The following is a 21,668-nucleotide window of genomic DNA, read 5'->3' as shown; positions in this document are numbered from 1 at the left end:
CAAACTCGTGGATGGTCCGCCTTCGCGGACCATGACAATGTAAGTAGTCCTGTGGATCGATAAATGCTCGTCCGTCAGCTCGTCTATCTCGCAGCGCTTGCCCGCGAGCGGCATTTCGCGCGGGCGGCGGCGGCTTGCAACATCACGCAGCCGGCCCTCTCCACCGCGATCAAGCAGCTGGAGGAAGAATTGGGCGTGCCGCTGGTCGATCGCGACAAGCGCTTCAAGGGCTTCACGCCGGAGGGGCAGGAGGTGCTGCTGTGGGCGCGGCGCATCCTGTCCGACTACGATTCACTGCGCCAGGGTATCCAGAACGCCAAGCGGTCCCTGACCGGCAATCTGCGCTTAGGGGTCATTCCGTCCGCCCTGCCGCTGGTGCCGCTGGTGACCGATCCGCTTTACGACCGGCATCCGCAGGTGCGCGTCACGGTCTGGTCGACCTCGTCGATGGAGATCCAGCAGGGGCTCGATCATTTCGAGCTGGAGGCCGGTATCACTTACCTTGAGGCGGAGCCGCTGAAGGGCGTGCTGCAGCGGACCCTCTATACCGAGCGCTATGTGCTGCTGACCCCCGAGCATGGGCCGCTCGGCAATGCCAAGTTCGCCACCTGGCGGCAAGCGGCGGAGCTGCCGCTCTGTCTGCTCACCCCCAACATGCAGAACCGGCGCATCATCGATGCGATCTTCAAATCGCTGGATTGCAGTCCAAGGCCGCAGCTGGAGACCAATTCGGTGGTCAATCTGTGTGCCCATGTGAGGTCCGGGCGGCTGTCCAGCATTGTGCCGAAATCGCTCATCCAGGTGCTGGGCATGCCGAGCGGAGCCGTGGCGCTGGACCTGATCGAGCCGGAAGTGAACCGTCAGGTGGGGCTGGTCGTCCCCGACCGCGAGCCCCTGTCACCCATCAGCCTGGCGCTTTTTTCCATGCAATTTCCGGGATTTAACGGCAGCGACTAGAGCCTGCGTCAGAACGCCGCGGGACTTGGCGCTTGCTCTTTCCTGCAATATTGCAGATATCTGCAGATATGCAGATACAGGAACTCATCGAGACGGCGGGCAAGGTCAGCGAACTGATGAAATCGCTCGGCAACCCCAAGCGGCTGCTGATCCTGTGCCAGCTGACGGAAGCCGAGCGGTCGGTTTCGGAACTGGCGCGCCTTACCGAGATGAAGGAACCGGCCGTGTCGCAGCAGCTGGCCCTGCTGCGCAAGGACGGGATCGTGGCGGCACGGCGCGACGGGCAGAACATGCTCTATGCCCTGGACCGCGACGATGTCCGCAAGCTCATCGAATTTCTCTACGCAACCTATTGCCGGCCCTATTGCGAGGAGGGTGGCGAACAGGGCTGAGGCAGGCGGCGCAAGCCCTTGAAGGGTTTGCAAGATTTTACACAGATTCAGTGGAAAACGAGACGCGGCAAGCGCCATCAAGGAGGAAACGCCCATGACCAGTGCCCGCCCCGATGTGAAGGGCTTCTTCGATCCGGACACCTTTACCGTGAGCTATGTCGTCACCGACCCGGCAACCGGACAGGCCGCGATCATCGATTCCGTCCTCGATTTCGACGCGCCGTCGGGACGCACCGGGACCGGATCGGCCGATCGGCTCATCGCCCATGTGAAGGAAAAGGGCGCCACCATCGCGTGGCTGCTGGAGACGCATGTCCATGCCGACCATCTTTCCGCGGCACCCTATCTGAAGGAGAAGCTGGGCGGCAGCCTCGCCATCGGATTCGAGATCGTCACCATCCAGAACGTGTTCGGCAAGGTGTTCAACGCCGGCACCGAGTTCGCGCGCGACGGGCGGCAGTTCGACCGGCTGCTGGGGGATGGCGAGACGTTCAAGCTGGGTTCGATCGAGGCCAGGGCCATGCACACGCCCGGCCACACGCCGGCCTGCATGACTTATCTGATCGGCGATGCGGGTTTCGTCGGCGACACTTTGTTCATGCCCGATTATGGCACGGCGCGCTGCGACTTTCCCGGCGGCGATGCGCGGCAGCTCTATCGTTCGATCCAGAAGATCTTCGCGCTGCCCGACGCGACGCGCCTTTTCATGTGTCACGATTACCTGCCGGCGGGCCGCAGCGACTATGTGTGGGAAGCCACGGTCGGCGCCGAGAAGCGCCATAACATCCATGTCGGCGCCGGCAGGACGGAAGACGAATTCGTCGCCATGCGCGAGGCGCGCGATGCCAAGCTCGACATGCCGCGCCTCATCCTGCCGTCGGTGCAGGTCAATATGCGCGCCGGCCACATGCCGCCCCCTGAAGGCAATGGCGTCTCGTACCTGAAGCTTCCCGTCAACGCGCTCTGAGCCCAAGGACATTCCGATGGAAAACCTGCGCCGCCTAACGCCCTTCCTGTCGGTGGCACCGCAGATCAGCGAGGCGGATGTGGGGACGCTCGCCAGCCGCGGCTATCACGCCATCGTCAACAACCGGCCGGACAATGAAGGCGAAGGCCAGCCAAGCAGTGCCGCGATCGAAGCGGCGGCCAAGCGGCTGGGCCTTTCCTACCGGCATATTCCGGTCATCTCGGGCAAGGTGACGGAAGCGGATGTCGAAGCCTTCCGCGCGGCGATGCGCGAATTGCGCGGGCCGGTCTTCGCCTATTGCCGCACCGGCACGCGTTCGACCACCCTATGGGCGTTGAGCGAAGCCGCAAGGCTCGACCCCGCCGTGCTGATCGGCGTTGCCGCCGATGCCGGCTACGACCTCAATCCCCTGCGCCCGCGCCTCGATGCGCAATGGGCGGGAGGTGTCACGATTGTCGCCCGCGCCACGGCGGATGCCGCGCCGGCAAGAGCCGCCAAGGCTTACGATGTCGTCGTCATCGGCGGCGGTGCCGCCGGCTGTTCGGTCACCGCCAGCCTGCTCAAGCGCCGGCCCGGCCTGAAGATCGCCATCGTCGAGCCCAGGGAAATGCACTATTACCAGCCGGGCTGGACGCTGGTGGGCGGCGGCGTGTTCGACCGGAGGAAGACGACGCGGCCAATGGCCGAATGCATTCCGGCCGGCGCCGCGTGGATCAAGGCGGCGGTGGCGAGCTTCGATCCGCCCGGCAATGCCGTGCTGCTGGAGGACGGAACGCCGATCGGCTATTCGACGCTGATCGTGGCACCCGGCCTGGAGCTGCGCTGGGATCTCGTCGAGGGCCTGAGCGAGACGCTCGGCAGGAACGGCGTCACGTCGAACTACATGCTGGACCTTGCCCCCTATACCTGGGAGCTGGCGCGGGGATTGAAAGGCGGCACGGCCTTGTTCACGCAGCCGCCCATGCCGATCAAATGCGCGGGCGCCCCGCAGAAGGCGATGTATCTCAGCGCCAACCATTGGGAAGCGCAGGGCGTCCTCAAGGGTATCGATGTCGAGTTCAACAATGCCGGCGGCGTGCTGTTCGGCGTCAAGGAATATGTCCCCTCGCTGATGCGCTATGTCGAGCGCTACGGCGCCAGGCTGGTTTTCAATTCCAACCTCAAATCGATCGATGGGCCGAACAAGCGGGCCGTGTTCGAGACGAGAAAGGAAGACGGATCGGTCGAGCGGGTCAGCAAGCGTTTCGACATGATCCATGTGGTGCCGCCGCAGACGGCACCCGCCTTCATCCGCCAGTCGCCCCTGGCCGACGGTGCCGGCTGGGTCGATGTGGATCCGGAAACCCTGCGCCACAAATCCTATGGCAACATCTTCGCGCTGGGCGATGCCGGTTCGATGCCCAATGCCAAGACGGCGGCGGCCGTGCGCAAGCAGGCGCCGATCGTGGCGGAGAATATCATCGCCATTCTCGACGGCAGGAATCCGCGCGCGGTCTATGACGGCTATGGCTCATGCCCGCTCACCGTCGAGCGCGGCAAGGTGGTGATGGCCGAGTTCGGCTATGGCGGCAAATTGCTGCCGACCTTCCCGTGGGATTCGACGAGGCCCCGCTGGAGCGCCTGGTTCGCCAAGGTTTCGGTCCTGCCCTGGCTCTATTTCGACGTGATGATGAAGGGTCGCGAATGGCTGGCCAAGCCCACCGTCCTGCCGCACCAGCCCTTGGCGCATGAGGCGGCGGCGGCCTGCGCCGATCCCGCGCAACGCAAATAGCGGATTCATCGGCGATCATGAACGGTCTGGAAAAATGGCTGCCTTCGCTCGACTGGGCGAAGCGATATAACGCGGCGACGTTCGGCAGCGACGCGGTGGCGGCACTCATCGTCACCATCATGCTGATCCCGCAGAGCCTCGCCTATGCCATGCTGGCGGGGCTGCCGCCCTATATCGGCCTTTATGCCAGCATCCTGCCGCTCATCGCCTATGGCATCTTCGGCACCAGCCGCACCTTGGCCGTGGGGCCGGTAGCCGTCATTTCGCTGATGACGGCGGCGGCGGCGGCCAAGGTGGCGGCACCCGGATCACCGCTCTACATCGAAGCGGCCCTCATCCTCGCCTTCCTGTCCGGCCTGATCCTGGTGGCGATGGCGGCCTTCCGCCTGGGCTTCATATCGAACTTCCTCAGCCATTCGGTGATTTCGGGTTTCATCAGTGCGTCCGGCATTCTCATCGCCGCGAGCCAGCTCAAACACTTCCTGGGCGTCAGGGCCGGCGGCGATACGTTGCCGGAAATGATCGGTGCCTTGATCGGGCAGGCCGGTGCCGTCAACCCGCCGACGCTGGTCATCGGCGTTGCCGCGACCGGCTTTCTGTTCTGGGTCAGGAAATCGCTGAAGCCCCTGCTGCGGCGCCTTGGCCTGGGCCCGCGCCCCTCGGACGTGATCGCCAAGGCCGGGCCGGTCGCCGCCGTCATCGTCTCGACGCTGAGCGTCGCCTGGTTCGACCTGGAAGCGCGGGGCGTCAAGATCGTCGGCGACATTCCGCAGGGGCTGCCGCCGCTGACGATTCCCGCCTTCGATGCCGGCCTGTGGTCGCGGCTTTCGGGCGCCGCCGCCTTGCTCAGCCTGGTCGGCTTCGTCGAATCGATTTCGGTGGCGCAGACCCTGGCCGCCAAGCGCCGCCAGCGCATCGCACCGGATAACGAGCTGATGGGGTTGGGGGCCGCGAACCTGGCCGCCGCCTTCACCGGCGGCTTTCCCGTGACCGGCGGCTTTGCCCGCTCGGTCGTCAATTTCGATGCCGGTGCCGAGACGCCCTTGGCCTGTGCGCTCACCGCGCTCGGCATCCTGTTCACGGCATTGCTGCTGACGCCGCTCTTTCATTTCCTGCCGCAGGCGGTGCTGGCGGCCACGATCGTCGTCGCCGTCCTGTCGCTGGTCGATCTTGGAGCGCTGCCCCGCGTCTGGCGCTATTCGCGGCACGACTTCATCGCCATGGCGGCGACCATGATCGTGGTGCTCATGGTTGGCGTCGAACCCGGCATCGTGACCGGCGTCGGCCTGTCGCTGATCCTGTTCCTGTGGCGCACCAGCCGGCCGCATGTCGCCGTCGTCGGCCTGGTCCCCGAGACCGAGCATTTCCGCAATGTCGACCGGCACCGGGTCTATGTCAGCGAGAGCGTGCTCAGCATCCGGGTCGATGAAAGCCTCTATTTCGCCAACGCGCGCGCGCTCGAGGATCGCATCCATGCCGAGATCGCGGCGCGGCCCGCCTTGCGCCATGCCGTGCTGATGTGCCCGGCGGTGAACCTGATCGATGCCAGCGCCCTGGAGAGCCTGGAAGCGATCCAGCACCGCCTGAAGGATGCCGGCGTCACCTTCCACCTTTCCGAAGTGAAGGGCCCGGTGATGGACGCGCTCCGGCGCAGCGACTTCCTCGATCATCTGCAGGCGGGCGGCGGGCGGATTTTCTTGAGCCAGTACGAGGCCATTCGCACGCTGGATCCGACCCTGGCCCTGGGCCGGCGCGCCGATGGCACACGCGCCGCGATGAGCGAGCCGTGCATCGGGGTGGAGGCGAAGGCGGCCGCGTAGGGCAGCCGGCTCTTGACTCCGGCCGTGCGGGCTCTGACAATACGGCCCAAGGGGTTGACCGCGATCGCCCCGTGAGGCCATGGCCAGAGCATCGCGTCCGTATCTCCCAATTCGGAGTGGACGTCATCATGCCCGGTCCCGACAACATTTCTCCACAGCAGCTTTCCCGTCTCATCGGCCTGGCCGACAGTCCCGTCATCGTCGATGTGCGCGACGAGGAGGATTATGCGGCCGACCCCCGCCTCATTCCCGGCGCGCAGCGACGCGACTATCGAAACGTCGCCCAATGGGCGCGGGATCTTGCCGGCGGCCAGGTCGTCGTCACCTGCCAGCGCGGATTGAAACTGAGCCAGGGTGTGGCGGCCTGGCTGCGCCACGAGAAGATTCCGGCCGAAAGCCTGGAGGGCGGCCATGAAGCCTGGGTCGCCGGCGGCGGCCTGCTGCTGCGCGAGGCGGCATTGCCGCCGCGCAACGGCCAGGGCCGCACGGTCTGGGTGACGCGGGCGCGGCCCAAGATCGACCGCATCGCCTGCCCGTGGCTGATACGCCGCTTCGCCGACCCGTCGGCGATCTTCCTCTATGTCGCGCAAGGCGAAGTACCGGCGGTGGCGGAGCGTTTCAATGCGACGCCCTTCGATATCGACGGCGCATTCTGGAGCCATCGCGGCGAGATGTGCACCTTCGACGTCATGCTGCAGGAATTCGGTTTGCGTTCGGAGGTTCTGGACCACCTCGCCACGATCGTGCGCGGCGCGGACACCGACCGGCACGATCTGGCTCCGCAGGCGGCGGGCCTGCTGGCGGCCTCGCTCGGCTTTTCGCGCATGTACAAGGACGATCTGCAGCAATTGGCGGCCAGCCTGCCGCTCTACGACGCCTTCTACCGCTGGTGCCGCGATGCCGTGGGCGAGGCGCATAACTGGCCCGGTCACAGCATGGCCGCACGATGAACGCGCCGGCGGGCGCCTTGCCGACGATCGGCCAGGCGTTCGGAATCTGGCTGAAGATCGGTCTTCTTTCCTTCGGCGGGCCCGCCGGGCAGATCGCGCTGATGCACCGGGTGGTGGTCGAGGAGCTGAACTGGGTGGGGGAGAAGCGCTTCCTGCATGCGCTCAACTTCTGCACCCTGCTGCCGGGGCCGGAGGCGCAGCAGCTGGCCACCTATCTGGGCTGGCTGATGCATGGGGTGAAAGGCGGGCTGATGGCCGGCCTTCTGTTCATCCTGCCTGGGGCCCTGGTGATGCTGGGCCTGTCGCTGGCCTTCGTTCTGCTGGGACATGTGCCATTGATGGCCGGCCTGTTCTTCGGCCTGAAATGCGCGGTGCTGGTGCTGGTGGTGGACGCATTGCTGCGCGTGGGACGGCGCGCGCTCAAGGGCAAGGCCGCCCATGCGATGGCGCTGGGCGCGTTCGTCGGCCTTTTCGTGCTGCGCATTCCGTTTCCGCTGGTGGTGATCGGCGCCGGACTGGTGGGACTTGCGATCCCGCACGCCTTCACGCATCGCCGGCACGATGCCGACGATCGCGGCGGGCCGGCCCTCGTCGATACGCTGTCGCGGCGCGAACCTGGGCGCGCGTTGCGGCTGGCGCGCAATGCGCGGTGGGCTGGCCTCGGCGCGCTCATCCTGTGGCTGGTGCCGGCGCTAGGTCTCGTCTTCCTCGCCCCCGGCACCTATGGCGAGATCGCCGCCTTCTTTTCCAAGATGGCGGTCGTCACCATGGGCGGCGCCTATGCGGTGCTGGCCTATGTGGCGCAGGATGCGGTCGAGACCTATCACTGGCTGAGTTCGGCCGAGATGCTGACAGGATTGGGCCTTGCGGAGACGACCCCGGGACCGCTCATCCTGGTGCTGCAATTCGTGGGCTTCCTCGCCGGCTTTCGCGAAGATGGCGTGGGCGGCGCACTGATCGGCGCCAGCATCACTTTGTGGGTGACGTTTGCGCCCTGCTTTGCCTTTGTCTTCCTAGGCGCACCCTGGATCGAGAAGATGCAAGGGAGCCGTCTGCTGGCCGGCGGCCTTGCCGCCATCACCGCCGCCGTGGTCGGCGTCATCGCGAATCTCGCTCTGTGGTTCGCGCTCCATATGCTGTTCCGCGCGCAGGACACGATTGTGCTGGGGCCGCTTTCAGTCGAGCTGCCGGTGCTTTCGAGCTTCGATCCGGTTGCCGGCACCCTGGCGCTGCTTGCGGCGCTTGCCTTGTTCCGTTTCCGGATGGGCGTGTTCGGCACCTTGGCGCTCGCCGCCGCCTGCGGTGTCGGGCTTACGCTGGTCTGACGGAAGTCCCCTCACCCCAACCCCTCGCCCCGCGAAAGCGGGGAGAGGGCGGGGGTGAGGGGCGTTTCGTTCAGGCGAGATCGAAGCGGTCGAGGTTCATCACCTTCGCCCAGGCCGCCACGAAATCGGTCACGAACTTCTCTTGCGCGTCCGCGCTGCCATAGACTTCAGAGAGGGCGCGGAGCACGGAATTCGACCCGAAGACCAGATCGACGCGGGTGCCCGTCCATTTGACATCGCCGGTCTTGCGGTCGCGTCCTTCATAGACATCCTTGGCGTCCGAGACCGCCTTCCACTCCGTGCCCATGTCGAGGAGATTGACGAAGAAATCGTTGGTCAGCGTTTCCGGCCGCTTGGTGAAGATGCCGTGCCGGGCACCACCGACATTGGCGTTCAAGGCACGCAGGCCGCCCACCAGCACCGTCATTTCCGGCGCCGTCAGCGTCAGCAGGTTTGCCTTGTCGACCAGCATATGTTCGGCCAGCGGCCCGAATTGACCCTGGAGATAGTTGCGGAAGCCGTCGGCCACGGGTTCCAGCACGGCGAAGGCCTCGACATCGGTCTGTGCCTCAGTAGCATCCGTGCGGCCGGCGGCGAAAGGCACGGTGACATCGTGCCCGGCCTTCCTGGCCGCCTGTTCCACGCCCGCATTGCCGGCGAGCACGATGAGATCGGCCAGCGAGATTTTCCTGCCGCTGGCCTCGTCCCTGTTGAACGCGGCCTGGATGCCTTCGAGGACTTTCAGCACCTTGGCGAGCTGCTGCGGCTGGTTGACCTCCCAATCCTTCTGCGGCGCCAGCCGGATGCGGGCACCGTTGGCGCCGCCGCGCTTGTCGGAGCCGCGGAAAGTCGAGGCGGCACCCCAAGCGGTCGAGACCAGCTCGGCGATGGAAAGGCCCGAAGCCAGGATCTGGGCCTTCAAGCCCGCCGCATCATTCGGCTCGATCAGCTTGTGATCCACCGCCGGCACCGGGTCCTGCCAGATCAGTTCCTCGGCCGGCACGTCCTTGCCCAGATAACGGGCGCGCGGTCCCATGTCGCGGTGGGTGAGCTTGAACCAGGCGCGGGCAAAGGCATCGGCGAAGGCCTCGGGGTCTTCATGGAAGCGCCGCGAGATCTTTTCGTAGGCCGGATCGAAGCGGAGCGCCAGGTCGGTTGTGAGCATTGTGGGCGCGCGCCGCTTGGTCTTGTCGAAGGGATCCGGAATCGACCCCGCGCCGGCACCGCCCTTGGGCGTCCATTGATGGGCGCCCGCCGGGCTCGTGGTCAGTTCCCATTCATAGCCGAACAGGTTCCAGAAGAAATTGTTGCTCCACTTGGTCGGCGTCGAGGTCCAGATGACTTCGAGCCCGCTGGTGATCGCATCGGCGCCGACGCCCGAGCCATGGCTGCTCTTCCAGCCGAGGCCCTGCAGTTCGAGATCGGCGGCTTCCGGTTCCGGCCCCACATGGCTGGCGGGGCCGGCGCCGTGAGTCTTGCCGAACGTGTGGCCGCCGGCAATCAGCGCCACGGTCTCCTCGTCATCCATCGCCATGCGCCTGAAGGTTTCACGGATATCCCTGGCGGCAGCGATCGGATCGGGATTCCCATCCGGCCCTTCCGGATTGACGTAGATGAGACCCATCTGCACGGCGCCCAGATGCCCTTCCAGCTGGCGTTCGCCGGAATAGCGCTTGTCGCCCTTCAGCCAGGCGGTCTCGGAACCCCAATAGACATTGGTCTCCGGCTCCCACACATCGGCGCGGCCGCCGCCGAAGCCGAAGGTCTTGAAGCCCATCGATTCCAGCGCCACATTGCCGGTGAGGATGATGAGATCGGCCCAGGAAATCTTAGCGCCGTATTTCTGCTTCACCGGCCAGATCAGGCGGCGCGCCTTGTCGAGGCTGACATTGTCGGGCCAGGAATTCAAAGGCGCGAAGCGCTGCTGCCCGCCGCCGGCACCGCCCCGACCGTCGCCGATGCGATAGGTGCCGGCACTATGCCAGGCCATGCGGATGAAGAGCGGCCCGTAATGGCCGAAATCGGCCGGCCACCAATCCTGCGAGCTTGTCATCAGCGCCTTGAGATCCTGCTTCACCGCCTCCAGATCGAGGCTCTTGAATTCCCTGGCATAGTCGAAATCCGCACCCATCGGGTCGGAGCGCGCCGAATGCTGGTTGAGGATATCGAGGCGCAGCTGATTGGGCCACCAGTCGCGATTCGCGTTGCCGCCGGCGGCGGGATGGAACGGGCATTTACCTTCGGCTTTGACGTCATTCATGGCTGGGGCTCCTTGTCATCATGGTCTGTCATCATGGTCTGTCATCAATTGTTCGACCGAATATCACGGCGACCATCATGGCCCGGCCGTTCCGGAGGGGGAAATTGATAGTCCCGCACCCAGTGATGGATAAAATCGATCAGGCGGTCCGATGGTTGCCGGCTTGCGGTGAAGAAATCTTGCCGGGTGCGGCGCAGGGTCTGCGCTGGCCGCTCTGCAGTACAAGCGAACAATAGGACGATTGTCGGAGCCCCCACGCCCCGGACCTCGTACCCAAGACTATTGTCGGTGTTTCTTCACCCCACCGATTAACCCAGCATTAAATCAACGCGCCGAAACTAATGGCGTGCGCCGAGGAAACATCCGTGAGCTGATCCGACAATGCGACTTCGACTGAGCGTGGCGAAAGCCATCATCCTCTTCGGCATTCTCATCGCCGGCGGATTCGCCGCCGTGCTCGCCACCAATTCGCTGGCGCTCTCTGAACTCAAGGTGGGCGGTCCGCTCTATCGGCAGATCGTGCTGGGCAAGGATCTCATCGCCGACATCCTGCCGCCGCCGGAATATGTGCTGGAATCCTATCTGGAGGCGACGCTCGCGGTAAAGAATCCAGGCGAGCTCGCGGCGCATCGCGCGCGCCTGGCGCAGCTCAGAAAGGATTACGACGCGCGCCATGAATATTGGCTGGCGGCGGATTACAACGCGGAACTCAGTGCCAGGCTGACCAAGGACAGCCACGAGGAGGTGACGAAGTTCTACGCCGCCATCGAGCTGCTGCTGCCCGCGATCGAAAAGGCCGATCAGGCGGCGATCGACGCGGCCTATGCGCAAGTGAGCGACGCCTATCAGGCGCACCGCAAGGTGATCGACGAAATCGTGGCCGGCGCCAACACGGCCAATGCCGCGACCGAGGCGGAGGCCGCGGCCACGGACACATCCTATCTGGCCATCGTCTGGCTGGTGACGATCGTCGTTCTGCTGCTGGTTGCGGGCGGCATCACCGCCATCGCGCTGGGCGTCATCCGGCCGATCATCCGCATGACCGGCATCATGACGGCCCTGGCCGACGGCAAGCTGGATACCGACATTCCCGCGACCGGGCGCGAGGACGAGATCGGCGCCATGGCGCGCGCGGTCGGCGTGTTCCGCGACAATGGCAGGGAGAATGAGCGCCTGCGCGAATTGCAGGAGAACGAACGCACGCGCAACGACGAGGCGCTGAAAGCCGAGATGCTGCAGCTGACCGAGACGCTGGAGAACGAAGTCAGGGAGACGGTGGGCGACATTTCCACCCAGGCCAACAAGCTGACCGAAAACGCGACCCTGCTGTCGCGCACCGCGAGCGAACTCCGCGACATGGCGATGGAAGTCAACCAGCTGGTCGACGCCACCAACCGCAATGTCGAGACGGTGGCGAGCGCCACCGAGGAATTGGAGGCGTCGAGCCGCGCCATTTCCTCGCAGATCGACAATTCCAGCAAGCTGGCCGCCACCGCGAGGCAGGGAGCCGAGGTCGCCAACACCGAAGTGGCGGGTCTCGCGCAGACCGCCAGCAGCATCGGCAATGTCGTGACCATGATCCAGGAGATCGCCGCCAGGACGCGCATGCTGGCCCTCAATGCCACCATCGAAGCGGCGCGCGCCGGCGACATGGGCAAGGGTTTCGCGGTCGTCGCGGACGAAGTGAAGAGCCTGGCGCGACAGACCGAGGAGGGAATAGCCCAGGTCAATTCCCAGGCCGAGGAGATCGCGCAATCCACCGCCAAGGCCGTGGGCATCGTCGACAATGTGGCGGGCGGCATCCGCGACATCGATGCCGTGACGGTCGAAGTGGCCCGCGCCAGCGAGGAACAGCGCGCCGCCACCGCCGAGATCATGCAGAGCGCCGGCCAGGCCGCCCATTCGACCCGCTCGGTCGCCGACAATGTCGCGCGCATGCTGGAACGCGTCGAGCGCACCGGCGAGACGGCGGGTCATGTCAACGATCTGTCCGCCCTGGTCAACCGCGACATCGGCGCGTTGCAGCAGCGGCTCTATGTCATCCTGCGTTCCTCGATCGGCGGCAACCGGCGCGATGGCGCACGGCGCACGGCGGCCATCGCCTTCCGCGGCGAATTCGGCGGGCAGACGGTGGCCGGTTTTACCGGCGATGTGTCCGACGGCGGCGTGCTGGTGGTGGCCGGCGGCAATACCACCCTGCGCCCCGCGGAAGGCACCTGCGAGCTCAAGGATGTCGGCCGCTTCCGCGCCAGGCTGGTGAGCCAGGATCCGCTGGGCATCCATATCCAGTTCATCGATCCGGGGCCGGCGGAGCTCGAGGCCCTGCATGCCAAGCTGGTCGCCGTGGGCCAGGAGGACGAGCCCTTCATGGCACTTGCCAATTCGGTGGCCGAGGCCGCATCGGCCGCATTGGAGAAATCGCTGGCCGAGCGCGCCATCACGCTCGACGATCTCTACGACGTCGAATATGAGCCGATCGGCGGCACAGACCCGCAGCAGGTGATGGCCAAGCATACGGCGCTGGTCGAACGCCTGTTCCCGCCGATCATCGAGCCGCCGCTGCAGGATGACAGCCGCATCGTCTTCTGCTGCATCATCGACCGCAAAGGCTATATCGCCGCCCACAACAGGAAATACTCGGCACCGCAGCGCCCCGGCGAGACGGTGTGGAACACGGCCAATTCCAGGAACCGGCGCATCTATGCCGACCGTGCCGGAACGCTGGCCGGCCGCGCCACGCGCACCATCGTGCAGACCTATGCCCGCGACATGGGTGGCGGCAATTTCGTGGTGCTGAAAGAGATCGACGCCCCGATCAGGGCCGGCGGCAAGCATTGGGGCGCCGTGCGGATGGCGTTGAAGTTGTCGTGAGAACGAGGTGACCCCCTCTCCCTAACCCTCCCCCATATTGGAGGGAGGGGGCCAGCCGAGTTCGCTGAGGCGTTTGCGTGCAAGCTGGCTACAGTTTCCTCCCCCAATGTGGGGGAAGGTTAGGGAGAGGGGGTGTTTGCAGCAAGCTCCGCACCACTTTATCCTTTCCCCTCATGACAACCATCCCCGCCAACGACATGGAAGGATTCGGGCGCCTTGTCGCCTGGCTGCTGGAGGCGGCGTTGGGCGATACGGGCAAGCGTGGGGACGGGGCGCCGGACAATAATCTGGGTGCCTTGCCGATGGTCGATGTCTTTGCCGGTTTCTGCGACCGCCTGGACGATTGGATCGGGCCGTTCGCACGCATCTCGCTGGGTATGGAGGTACTGCATCCGGAACTGTCCGGCGGGTCGATGTACTGGCACGAAGGGCGGATTTCGCAACGCGATCTGGCACGCGCCGACCTTGTCGGTTTCGACGATTATCTGCGCAGTGCCGTCTATGTGACGGACCAGACCAACCGCCCCTGGCGCTGGCGCGCTGGCGAGGCGGTGCCGGACATGCCGCTGGTCCAGGATCTTTCGGCGCAAGGCATCACCGATTATTGCCTTTTTCCGCTGCCCATCCAGGACACCAGCCGCACCAGCACCATGTCCTTCGCCACGAAGCGGCCCGGTGGCTTCGGCGCGCTCGGCGGCGATGATGAAGGAATGGGATTGCTGCGCCGCGTCGCCTGGACGATGACGCCCATCGTCGAACGCGCGGCCTTGCGCATCATCGCGCTGGACCTGCTCGACGCCTATGTCGGCAAGATCGCGGGCCGGCGCGTCTATGGCGGTCAGATCGAGCGCGGCGCCGTCGAACCGATCGCTGCCGCAATTCTGGTCGCGGATCTGCGCGGTTTCACGCAGCTGAGCGAGGCGCTGGGCGAGATCGCCACGGTCGAGCTGCTCAACCGCTATTTCGACACGCTGGGCGAAGCGATCGCCGCGCATGACGGGCAGATCCTGAAATTCATGGGCGACGGGCTGCTCGCCGTCTTTCCGATCACGAACTGGCTGGAGCGCGGCGTCGTCTGCGGCAATGCCTACCGGGCGGCGCTGCAATCGCGCGCGAACCTGAAGGCACTCAACACGGCCCTGGCTGTCGAGGGGAGGCCACCGATTGATTTCGGCGTGGGCCTGCATTTCGGCGAAGTGGCATTCGGCAATATCGGCACCGGCACGCGCCTTGATTTCACGGTGATCGGGCGGGCGGTGAACCAGGCGAGCCGCATTCAAGACCTGACTAAACTCATGGGAATTCCGATTCTCGCCTCGGCTGAGTTTGCGGAACCGGCAAATGTCGGCATGCGTTATCTGGGTGCGCATTCGGTGCGCGGCGTGTCGGCTCCCGTCGATTTATTCGCGATCCCGGATAGCCCGGATTGACATGTGGGCGTTTGCGTCGCATGCGGCCAAATGCCAGGTGGGTTTTGCCGAATCCGCCGATTAGAGTGATTCCAGATTTTGTGGCGCCGCCTCACGCGGCTGCCCCTCACGCGGTTGCCGGAGACGAGAATCATGGATGCCGTCCTGTTCGCGCGGCTGCAGTTCGCCGCCAATATTTCGTTCCATATCCTCTTTCCCAGCATCACCATCGCGCTGGGCTGGGTGCTGTTTTACTTCAAGCTGCGCCATGACGATCTGCAGGCGAAGGTTCCAGGCGACATGCGCTGGTGGCTGGCCTATCGCTTCTGGGTCAAAATCTTCGCGCTGAGCTTTGCCATGGGCGTCGTTTCCGGCATCACCATGAGCTTTCAGTTCGGCACCAACTGGCCGGGCTATATGGAGAAGGTCGGCAATGTGGCGGGGCCGCTGCTCGCCTACGAAGTGCTGACGGCCTTTTTCCTCGAAGCCGTCTTCCTCGGCATCATGCTGTTCGGCTTCAAGCGCGTGCCCAACTGGGTGCACAGCACCGCCACCTTCCTGGTGGCCTTCGGCACCACCCTGTCGGCCTTCTGGATCCTGGCGCTGAATTCCTGGATGCAGACGCCGGCAGGCTATGTGATGAGGGAAGGCATCGTCCATGCCGACGATTGGCTGGCCATCATCTTCAACCCGAGCTTTTCCTATCGCCTGGTCCATATGCTGCTGGCATCGGGCTTGACCGCCGCCTTCCTGGTGGCCGGCGTCTCCGCGCTGCGCTGGTTCTGGGGCGAACGCTCGGACGATCTCAAGGCGGCGTTGAAGACGGGCACCTATCTTGCCGCCATCCTCATACCGCTGCAGATCGCGGCCGGCGATTTTCACGGCCTCAACACGCTGGAGCACCAGCCGCAGAAAGTGGCGGCGATGGAAGGCAACTGGCGGACCGGGGGCAACGTGCCGCTGCTGCTGTTCGCCTGGCCCGACGAGGCCCTGCGCGAGAACCGTTTCGAGGTCGGCATTCCCGGCGGTGCCAGCCTGATCCTGCGCCATTCGCCGGCGGGCGTGGTGCCGGGGCTCAACGATTATGCCGGCGAACACCCGCCGGTGGCGCCGCTCTTCTTCGCCTTCCGCATCATGGTGGGGCTGGGCCTGCTGATGCTGGCCGTCTCCTGGGCCGGCAGCTACTATCTGTGGCGCAGGGGCGAGATGCCGCGCCTGCTGCAGCGCGTGTTCATCGGCATGACCTTTTCCGGCTGGGTGGCGACGCTGGCCGGCTGGTACGTGACGGAGATCGGCCGCCAGCCATATCTGGTGGCCGGCATCCTGCGCACGGAAGATGCCGCGAGCGGCGTGCCGGCACCGATGATCGGCCTCAGCCTCACGCTCTATCTCATCGTCTATGCGGCGCTGATCGTCGCCTATATCGGTGTCGTCACGCGCCTGGCCCAGAGGGCCGCGAAGGGGCAGAAGCCCAGCGCCGGGAAACCGCTCGAAGCCGGCACGTTCGCCGCGGCGGAGTGAGAAGCATGCTCGATCTTTTCGGCGATCCCACCGTCTGGCTGCCGCTCGCCTTTGCCGGGCTGATGGGCCTTTCCATCCTGATCTATGTCGTGCTCGATGGGTTCGACCTCGGCATCGGCATGCTGTTCGTGCTGGGCAGCGAGGTCGAGCAGGACCGCATGATGGCCGCCATCGGCCCGTTCTGGGATGCGAACGAAACCTGGCTGGTACTGGCGGTGGGCCTGCTGCTGGTGGCCTTTCCCATCGCGCACGGCATCATCCTTTCCACACTCTATCTGCCGGTCGCCTTGATGCTGGTCGGCCTCATCCTGCGTGGCGTCGCCTTCGAGTTCCGCGCCAAGGCGGAAGGCGCCGCGAAGCGCCGCTGGAGCCGCATCTTCATCGCCGGGTCGCTGACCGCTTCCCTCACCCAGGGCTATATGCTGGGCGTCTATGTGATGGGGCTGGAGCAGACGCCGGCCACCCTGGCCTTCGGCCTGCTCACCGCCATCTGTCTGGTGGCGGGCTATATGCTGGTCGGGGCCTGCTGGCTCATCATCAAGACGGATGGGACGCTGCAGCGCCGCGCCGTTGCCTGGGCGTCGCGGGCCCTGATCTTCGCCGCGATCGGCATGGCGGCCATCTCCATCGCCTCGCCCTCGGTCAGTCCGCGCATCTTCGAAAAATGGTTCGGCGGGCCCACCATCCTGCTGCTGGCGCCGCTCCCGGTCGGCGCGGCCGTCATCTTCACGGCACTCGCCATCCTGCTCCGGAACCTGCCGGACAGCGGCGACCGCTGGTGCCGCCTGCCCTTCATCGCGGTGACCGGCCTGTTCGCCCTGGCCTTCACGGGCCTTGCCTATTCCTTCTATCCCTATGTCGTGCCCGACCGGCTCACCCTGTTCCAGGCGGCGGCGGCGCCCGAAAGCCTGCTCGTCATCCTGTGGGGAGCGCTCGTCGTGCTGCCGGCGATCCTGGCCTATTCGGCGCTGAGCTATCATGTCTTCCGCGGCAAGGCGACGCCGCTGGGCTACGACTAAGCGCCTGATCCCTTTCATTTGTTGCGCAGCATGGAAGGCGCATTAACTTTCCCCTCCTGGACAAAGCGGCGTGGAGCGACCAAGAATTGCAACATTGCTCTGCTATTGATTGACCGTTCATTCAATCAGATCCGCAACGAACATGTCGGGGGAACGAAATGCGCCTTATCCGCCTGCTGCCCATTCTGGCCGGTATCGGCCTGGTCCATGCGCCGGTCTTGGTTGAACCAGCTTGGGCCGAAACCACGCTCACGATCATGAGCTTCAATGTGTGGGGCGGCGGCGGCAACGAGCAGAAACCGGTTGACGAGACCGTGGCGGCGATCAAGGCGGCGGGTGCCGATATCGTCGGCATCCAGGAAACGCGGCTGGAGGCGGACCCCTGCACGGCCGATGTCTGCCCGCCGGCCGGGACCAGCGTCGCCAAGGCCATCGCCGATGCGCTGGGCTATCATTATTACGATCAGGCCAAGGTCAATGACGCGCTGTGGGCCAACGCAATCATCAGCCGCTATCCGATCGGGCCGGCGACGCCCAACGATCTGGGCGTGCCGATCGATGTCGGCGGGCGCAAGGTCTGGGCCTTCAACATCCATCTCGACGATTCGCCCTATCAACCCTATCAGCTGCTGGGCATCGAGTACGGCGCCTTCCCCTTCATCAAGACCGAGGCCGAGGCGGTGACGTTCGCGGCCGATACGCGGGGGCCGGCTCTCAAGCTGCTGTTCGAGGACCTGAAGGCGGCCGACGGCGCCGATGCCGCCTTCATCTTCGGCGATTTCAACGAGCCATCGTTCCATGACTGGACGGCGGAGACGGTGAAGGCCGGACACAATCCGGTGCCCGTGCGATTCCCGACGACGGCGGCGATCGAGGAAGCCGGCTTCACCGACACGTTCCGCGCGGCCTTCCCGGACCCGGTGGCAAAGCCCGCTTACACCTGGACGCCAACATCGGAACCTACCGACCCCGAGGATCATCACGACCGCATCGATTTCGCCTTCGCGCGTGCGCAAAATCTCAAGGTGCTGAAAGCCGGCATCGTCGGCGAGAAGGCGCCGGAAGCCGATATCGTCGTCACCCCCTGGCCGTCGGATCACCGCGCGACGATGGCGGAGATCAGCTTCTAGGCTTCTTCATCGGCCGCGAAATTCATGGCGACGCCGTTGATGCAATAGCGCTGGTGGGTGGGCGGCGGGCCGTCGTCGAAGACGTGGCCGAGATGGCTGCCGCAGGTCGCGCAATGCACTTCGGTGCGGACCATGAAATGGCTGCGGTCGGTCGTGGTTTCGACCGAGCCGGGGACGGGATCGTTGAAGCTGGGCCAGCCGGTGCCGCTTTCGAACTTGGTGCCGGAAATGAAGAGCGGCCGGTCGCAGCCGGCGCAGGTGAACGTGCCGTGCCGCTTCTCGTAATTGAGCGCGCAGGAACCCGGCCGTTCGGTGCCGTGGCCGCGCATGACGTGATATTGCTCCGGGCTGAGGCGTGCCCGCCATTCGGCTTCGGTGCGGGTCACGGGAAAATTCTTCTCGGCGCCGGCTTTGTCCTGCATGGGATCCTCCATCGGACCTAAATGGGCCGGGCGGGGGGCGAAAGCAAGCGCGGGCGAACAGCCCCGAAACTGTTGCGGGCGCCTGGTGGGGATGGCACCGGGCGCCCGCGATATGGAGCGGGGATGGGGACGGTTGGGTGACCCCGCTTCATGGGACAGACCATATCCGCCGACCGGCAAGGCGTCTGTGATGCGGGTCACAGTCCGGGGGGCTCGGTGGAGACTGGCGAAGAAAGCGGCTTTGCCGGCGTCTTCATTATTTTTACCCGGATAATATTGACGAGCAAAATTCACCCGGGTAATAATTACCGTCTCGGGAGGAGCCATCATGAATTCCAGTCCGACCTACACCGCCTTTGCCGGCACGACGCGCCTCGCATCGGGCCAGCTGGCGGCAGTCGCCATGGCCGTGAAGGCAGCGGAAACAGCCGGGGCGTCGGGATCGATCCTGATTTATGACGACACCACCGGCCACGCGATCGACCTCGACACGCGCGGCAGCACGGCGGAGGTGGCGGCACGCTATGGCGCGACCGCCGAGGCCGAGCCGCGCGGGCGCGGGCGGCCCAAGCTCGGCGTCGTGCCCCGCGAGGTGACATTGCTGCCCCGGCAATGGGATTGGCTGGCGGCCCAGCCGGGCGGTGCCTCCGTCACCCTGCGCAAGCTGGTCGAGGAAGCCCGCAAGCGCGACGGCGGCAAGGCCAGCCGGCGCGCCGCACTGGATGCGGCCTATCATTTCATGTCGGCCATGGCCGGCAACCTGCCGCATTTCGAGGATGCGATCCGCGCGCTCTATGCCGACGACCGCGCCACGTTCGCGCGCCATATCGACGGTTGGCCACGCGATATAAACGGCCATGCGCTGAAGATGGCCTATGGCGTTTGAGCCGCGGCTGGCCGATCTCCTCGCCGCCATCGGACCGAGGCACCGCAAGGCATGGTGGAAGCATATCGAGACCGTCGCCGTGGAACGCGATGCGGCCGAATGCGCGCTGGCGCATCTGCCGGACGAGGCCTGGCTTGTGCTCAAGGGCAATATCATCGGCCAGATCGACCGGCGCCAGCCGGCGCGCGGCTGGCCGCAGATGCGCGACCTGCTGCATGAAGCGCGCGCGTTTCGATATCTCGACCAGCTCGGCTGCACGGAGATCGCCTTCGCGCGGCGCTCCATGCTGGCAAAGTCACCCGACCTCAGCGCGCGGCGCGGCACACGGCGCGTCCTTTGCGAAGTGAAGACGATCCGGCTCAAATCGCCCGATAAGTTGTCGCCCGACAAGTTGTCGCCCGATAAGTTGCCACCGACATTTCCGACGAAGCTCTGCACGCGGCTTCTCGCGGCGCGGAAGCAATTGGCTGCCGACGATGATGCAACCGCGCTGCGCCTGATCTATCTCATCCTCGATCGCGACGATGCGCTGTTGGCCGAGATCGCCGAGCTTGCCACGAAATCCCTGCCGGCCGGGCTCAACCTCGTCATCGATTCCGGCACCCGCATCACCGAGATCACCTGACCCCGCCGCTACCGCAGCCAGCATCCCCAACACTCGCCAATTTGAAGGCGCCGTGGATGCTTGATAAGCAGTTCTTCCGTAGGCCCATCGAGTTACTCCGCGCTGGTGCCGACATGGGGTTTATAGCAGGCCTGCCGCTGCGCCTAACGACCGCGGCGATCGATGGCGCCCGTTCTAAAGTAGATGGATTTAGAGGCGGCTAGGCGACTTCCTCGAGGGCCTTTTCGACCACGCGCGGATTACTCCTGATAACCTGGAGCAGGGCGGCGGCCGTGCCGGCGGGCTTGGTTTCGCCCCGTTCCCACTTCTGCAAGGTGCGCAGGGGGATGCGGTAGGAGGCGGAAAACTCGGCCTGGCTCTTTTTCGTGGTCGCTCGGATCAAGCGCACGTCGTCGGGGCTGAGCACATGAACGCGGAAGCCCTTCCGGACGCCCTTCACAAAAGCGGCGGCCTCAGTCAGCGACTGAATCAGATCCGCCTCGATGCTACGTGCCTTTGCCATGTCAAACCTCACTTTCGCCAATCGGCCTTAATGCCGGCCACAATCTGCGCCATCTGGCGCTTACCTTCCGCCGATAGATCGTCTGCGGCGCCCTTGCCGCAACCGAGCGGCGTGTCGCGTCAGCTCTACGCATTTCCCGAGCGCAGTACGCCGGTACGGCCGGGATGCCGCGCCTTCGGGTTCTGCCGCCAACGGAACTCCACCGAGACCGGAATGCGCCAATTCTTGGCGAGCCGGTCTACTTCTTTCCAACAGTCCGACGCCGACTGCCCCTGCACGGAAATTCCGAGGTTGGAGTAGTACTTGAACCCTTCTTCCTCGTACTGCTCCACCTTGGCCGGAATCGCTAGTTCACGGACCAGTTTTTCGCCCTCGAACCCCTTGGACTTCACCTGCGCGATCATCGTCAGCAGGATAGCCGACCAGCGCGGGCTATGGAGCGCCTTGCCATTGATCGAGGCGGCCAGCGGCTTTGTGAAGGCAAGCCCCGGCGCGCTCTCGAACTGCATCACACCATCGTTCGTCGTGGTCGCTACCTCCGCCGGCTCGTCGTCCCGCTCCATGCCAAGTTGCTCCATCGCCTCTCGTACGACGCGATCGATGGTCTCGCTGGGGGTCTTGGTGCCGAACCAGGCCGCGATGGACTTCAGGTCCGCAAAGGTGGCGTCGTTGATCCTGACTACGGGCATCATGTGCTCCTCCGTCGATTTGACGAACAATATGTTACATATTCCATATCGGATTGTCAATGGAATATGTTACATATTCTCTATGTGTGATGCCCGATTGACGGCAGGAAGCTAAAGTAACTCAGGCCCCTTCCGGCCGCTTTCTCTGGCGA

At 64.9% G+C, this 21,668-nt stretch carries 18 protein-coding genes; 14 read left to right on the top strand and 4 right to left on the bottom strand.

The features are described 5' to 3' along the window. Positions 1–63 precede the first annotated feature (63 nt). The 7 genes from ACE3TY_RS14635 to chrA all read left to right on the top strand — a co-directional run bounded on the left by ACE3TY_RS14635 (position 64) and on the right by chrA (position 8,182). Positions 64–957 (top strand): LysR family transcriptional regulator, encoded by an 894-nt coding sequence (locus ACE3TY_RS14635; RefSeq protein ID WP_374654207.1) that lies wholly within the window; start codon positions 64–66, stop codon positions 955–957. A 68-nt stretch (positions 958–1,025) separates the two neighbouring features. Beyond that, the gene (locus ACE3TY_RS14630) at positions 1,026–1,349 is read left to right on the top strand and encodes an ArsR/SmtB family transcription factor (RefSeq protein ID WP_374654205.1); all 324 of its coding nucleotides are present in this window, start codon (positions 1,026–1,028) and stop codon (positions 1,347–1,349) included. A gap of 94 nt (positions 1,350–1,443) precedes the next feature. Beyond that, a complete protein-coding gene (locus ACE3TY_RS14625; protein WP_374654203.1) occupies positions 1,444–2,316 on the top strand; it encodes an MBL fold metallo-hydrolase in 873 nt (290 codons plus the stop codon). A gap of 16 nt (positions 2,317–2,332) precedes the next feature. After that, complete coding sequence (locus ACE3TY_RS14620) at positions 2,333–4,087, top strand: TIGR01244 family sulfur transferase (protein WP_374654201.1); 1,755 nt, start codon at positions 2,333–2,335, stop codon at positions 4,085–4,087. 17 nt (positions 4,088–4,104) lie between these two features. Beyond that, on the top strand, positions 4,105–5,907 hold the full coding sequence (locus tag ACE3TY_RS14615) for a SulP family inorganic anion transporter (RefSeq protein WP_374654199.1): 1,803 nt from the start codon (positions 4,105–4,107) through the stop codon (positions 5,905–5,907). A 128-nt stretch (positions 5,908–6,035) separates the two neighbouring features. Continuing rightward, the gene (locus ACE3TY_RS14610) at positions 6,036–6,857 is read left to right on the top strand and encodes a chromate resistance protein ChrB domain-containing protein (RefSeq protein WP_374654197.1); all 822 of its coding nucleotides are present in this window, start codon (positions 6,036–6,038) and stop codon (positions 6,855–6,857) included. Then, on the top strand, positions 6,854–8,182 hold the full coding sequence (chrA, locus tag ACE3TY_RS14605) for a chromate efflux transporter (RefSeq protein WP_374654195.1): 1,329 nt from the start codon (positions 6,854–6,856) through the stop codon (positions 8,180–8,182). Before ACE3TY_RS14610 ends, chrA begins: the two co-directional genes overlap by 4 nt. Before the next feature lie 70 nt (positions 8,183–8,252). On the opposite strand, the gene katG is transcribed toward chrA, so the two are convergent. Further along, positions 8,253–10,442, bottom strand: coding sequence for a catalase/peroxidase HPI (gene katG / locus ACE3TY_RS14600; protein WP_374654193.1), 2,190 nt, complete (start codon positions 10,440–10,442; stop codon positions 8,253–8,255). Between the two features lie 381 nt (positions 10,443–10,823). Here katG and ACE3TY_RS14595 point away from each other — a divergent pair, with 381 nt between their 5' ends. From ACE3TY_RS14595 to ACE3TY_RS14575, 5 genes are all read left to right on the top strand, one after another. Further along, positions 10,824–13,313, top strand: a complete 2,490-nt coding sequence (locus ACE3TY_RS14595; RefSeq protein WP_374654191.1) for a methyl-accepting chemotaxis protein — start codon at positions 10,824–10,826, stop codon at positions 13,311–13,313. Between the two features lie 173 nt (positions 13,314–13,486). Next, complete coding sequence (locus ACE3TY_RS14590) at positions 13,487–14,743, top strand: adenylate/guanylate cyclase domain-containing protein (protein WP_374654189.1); 1,257 nt, start codon at positions 13,487–13,489, stop codon at positions 14,741–14,743. Positions 14,744–14,875: 132 nt separating this feature from the next. Beyond that, positions 14,876–16,243: a cytochrome ubiquinol oxidase subunit I gene (locus ACE3TY_RS14585; RefSeq protein ID WP_374654187.1), complete on the top strand. Its 1,368-nt coding sequence runs from the start codon at positions 14,876–14,878 to the stop codon at positions 16,241–16,243. A gap of 5 nt (positions 16,244–16,248) precedes the next feature. Continuing rightward, on the top strand, positions 16,249–17,262 hold the full coding sequence (locus ACE3TY_RS14580) for a cytochrome d ubiquinol oxidase subunit II (protein WP_374654185.1): 1,014 nt from the start codon (positions 16,249–16,251) through the stop codon (positions 17,260–17,262). 158 nt (positions 17,263–17,420) lie between these two features. Further along, a complete protein-coding gene (locus ACE3TY_RS14575) occupies positions 17,421–18,392 on the top strand; it encodes an endonuclease/exonuclease/phosphatase family protein (RefSeq protein ID WP_374654183.1) in 972 nt (323 codons plus the stop codon). On the opposite strand, the gene msrB is transcribed toward ACE3TY_RS14575, so the two are convergent. Then, positions 18,389–18,814 carry a peptide-methionine (R)-S-oxide reductase MsrB gene (gene msrB / locus ACE3TY_RS14570; RefSeq protein ID WP_374654181.1) on the bottom strand — a complete coding sequence of 142 codons (426 nt, stop codon included), beginning with the start codon at positions 18,812–18,814 and terminating at the stop codon, positions 18,389–18,391. The two genes, ACE3TY_RS14575 and msrB, sit on opposite strands and share 4 nt — an antisense overlap. 328 nt (positions 18,815–19,142) lie before the next feature. Between msrB and ACE3TY_RS14565 the strand changes: the two genes are divergently transcribed. Both ACE3TY_RS14565 and ACE3TY_RS14560 read left to right on the top strand, forming a co-directional pair. Continuing rightward, positions 19,143–19,700 carry a DUF2239 family protein gene (locus ACE3TY_RS14565; protein WP_374654179.1) on the top strand — a complete coding sequence of 186 codons (558 nt, stop codon included), beginning with the start codon at positions 19,143–19,145 and terminating at the stop codon, positions 19,698–19,700. Further along, positions 19,690–20,325: a hypothetical protein gene (locus ACE3TY_RS14560; protein WP_374654177.1), complete on the top strand. Its 636-nt coding sequence runs from the start codon at positions 19,690–19,692 to the stop codon at positions 20,323–20,325. The genes ACE3TY_RS14565 and ACE3TY_RS14560 overlap by 11 nt, the downstream gene beginning before the upstream one ends. A gap of 199 nt (positions 20,326–20,524) precedes the next feature. On the opposite strand, the gene ACE3TY_RS14555 is transcribed toward ACE3TY_RS14560, so the two are convergent. Next, complete coding sequence (locus ACE3TY_RS14555; RefSeq protein WP_374654175.1) at positions 20,525–20,827, bottom strand: helix-turn-helix domain-containing protein; 303 nt, start codon at positions 20,825–20,827, stop codon at positions 20,525–20,527. Positions 20,828–20,952: 125 nt separating this feature from the next. Next, the gene (locus ACE3TY_RS14550; protein WP_374654173.1) at positions 20,953–21,519 is read right to left on the bottom strand and encodes a T4SS efffector SepA family protein; all 567 of its coding nucleotides are present in this window, start codon (positions 21,517–21,519) and stop codon (positions 20,953–20,955) included. Between the last annotated feature and the right edge of the window lie 149 nt (positions 21,520–21,668).

Origin of the sequence: Dongia sp. (genome assembly GCF_041918875.1) — a bacterium.
GTDB lineage: Bacteria > Pseudomonadota > Alphaproteobacteria > Dongiales > Dongiaceae > Dongia.
Note: the sequence above shows the minus strand (reverse complement) of the source record. Positions and strands in the feature narration are given on the sequence as shown.

Excerpts from the sequence above, each read along its gene's own strand:
- ACE3TY_RS14635 (WP_374654207.1), top strand. The coding sequence starts at position 64 with ATGCTCGTCCGTCAGCTCGTCTATCTCGCAGCGCTTGCCCGCGAGCGG.
- ACE3TY_RS14630 (WP_374654205.1), top strand. The coding sequence starts at position 1,026 with ATGCAGATACAGGAACTCATCGAGACGGCGGGCAAGGTCAGCGAACTG.
- ACE3TY_RS14625 (WP_374654203.1), top strand. The coding sequence starts at position 1,444 with ATGACCAGTGCCCGCCCCGATGTGAAGGGCTTCTTCGATCCGGACACC.
- ACE3TY_RS14620 (WP_374654201.1), top strand. The coding sequence starts at position 2,333 with ATGGAAAACCTGCGCCGCCTAACGCCCTTCCTGTCGGTGGCACCGCAG.
- ACE3TY_RS14615 (WP_374654199.1), top strand. The coding sequence starts at position 4,105 with ATGAACGGTCTGGAAAAATGGCTGCCTTCGCTCGACTGGGCGAAGCGA.
- ACE3TY_RS14610 (WP_374654197.1), top strand. The coding sequence starts at position 6,036 with ATGCCCGGTCCCGACAACATTTCTCCACAGCAGCTTTCCCGTCTCATC.
- chrA (WP_374654195.1), top strand. The coding sequence starts at position 6,854 with ATGAACGCGCCGGCGGGCGCCTTGCCGACGATCGGCCAGGCGTTCGGA.
- katG (WP_374654193.1), bottom strand. The coding sequence starts at position 10,442 with ATGAATGACGTCAAAGCCGAAGGTAAATGCCCGTTCCATCCCGCCGCC.
- ACE3TY_RS14595 (WP_374654191.1), top strand. The coding sequence starts at position 10,824 with ATGCGACTTCGACTGAGCGTGGCGAAAGCCATCATCCTCTTCGGCATT.
- ACE3TY_RS14590 (WP_374654189.1), top strand. The coding sequence starts at position 13,487 with ATGACAACCATCCCCGCCAACGACATGGAAGGATTCGGGCGCCTTGTC.
- ACE3TY_RS14585 (WP_374654187.1), top strand. The coding sequence starts at position 14,876 with ATGGATGCCGTCCTGTTCGCGCGGCTGCAGTTCGCCGCCAATATTTCG.
- ACE3TY_RS14580 (WP_374654185.1), top strand. The coding sequence starts at position 16,249 with ATGCTCGATCTTTTCGGCGATCCCACCGTCTGGCTGCCGCTCGCCTTT.
- ACE3TY_RS14575 (WP_374654183.1), top strand. The coding sequence starts at position 17,421 with ATGCGCCTTATCCGCCTGCTGCCCATTCTGGCCGGTATCGGCCTGGTC.
- msrB (WP_374654181.1), bottom strand. The coding sequence starts at position 18,814 with ATGCAGGACAAAGCCGGCGCCGAGAAGAATTTTCCCGTGACCCGCACC.
- ACE3TY_RS14565 (WP_374654179.1), top strand. The coding sequence starts at position 19,143 with ATGAATTCCAGTCCGACCTACACCGCCTTTGCCGGCACGACGCGCCTC.
- ACE3TY_RS14560 (WP_374654177.1), top strand. The coding sequence starts at position 19,690 with ATGGCGTTTGAGCCGCGGCTGGCCGATCTCCTCGCCGCCATCGGACCG.
- ACE3TY_RS14555 (WP_374654175.1), bottom strand. The coding sequence starts at position 20,827 with ATGGCAAAGGCACGTAGCATCGAGGCGGATCTGATTCAGTCGCTGACT.
- ACE3TY_RS14550 (WP_374654173.1), bottom strand. The coding sequence starts at position 21,519 with ATGATGCCCGTAGTCAGGATCAACGACGCCACCTTTGCGGACCTGAAG.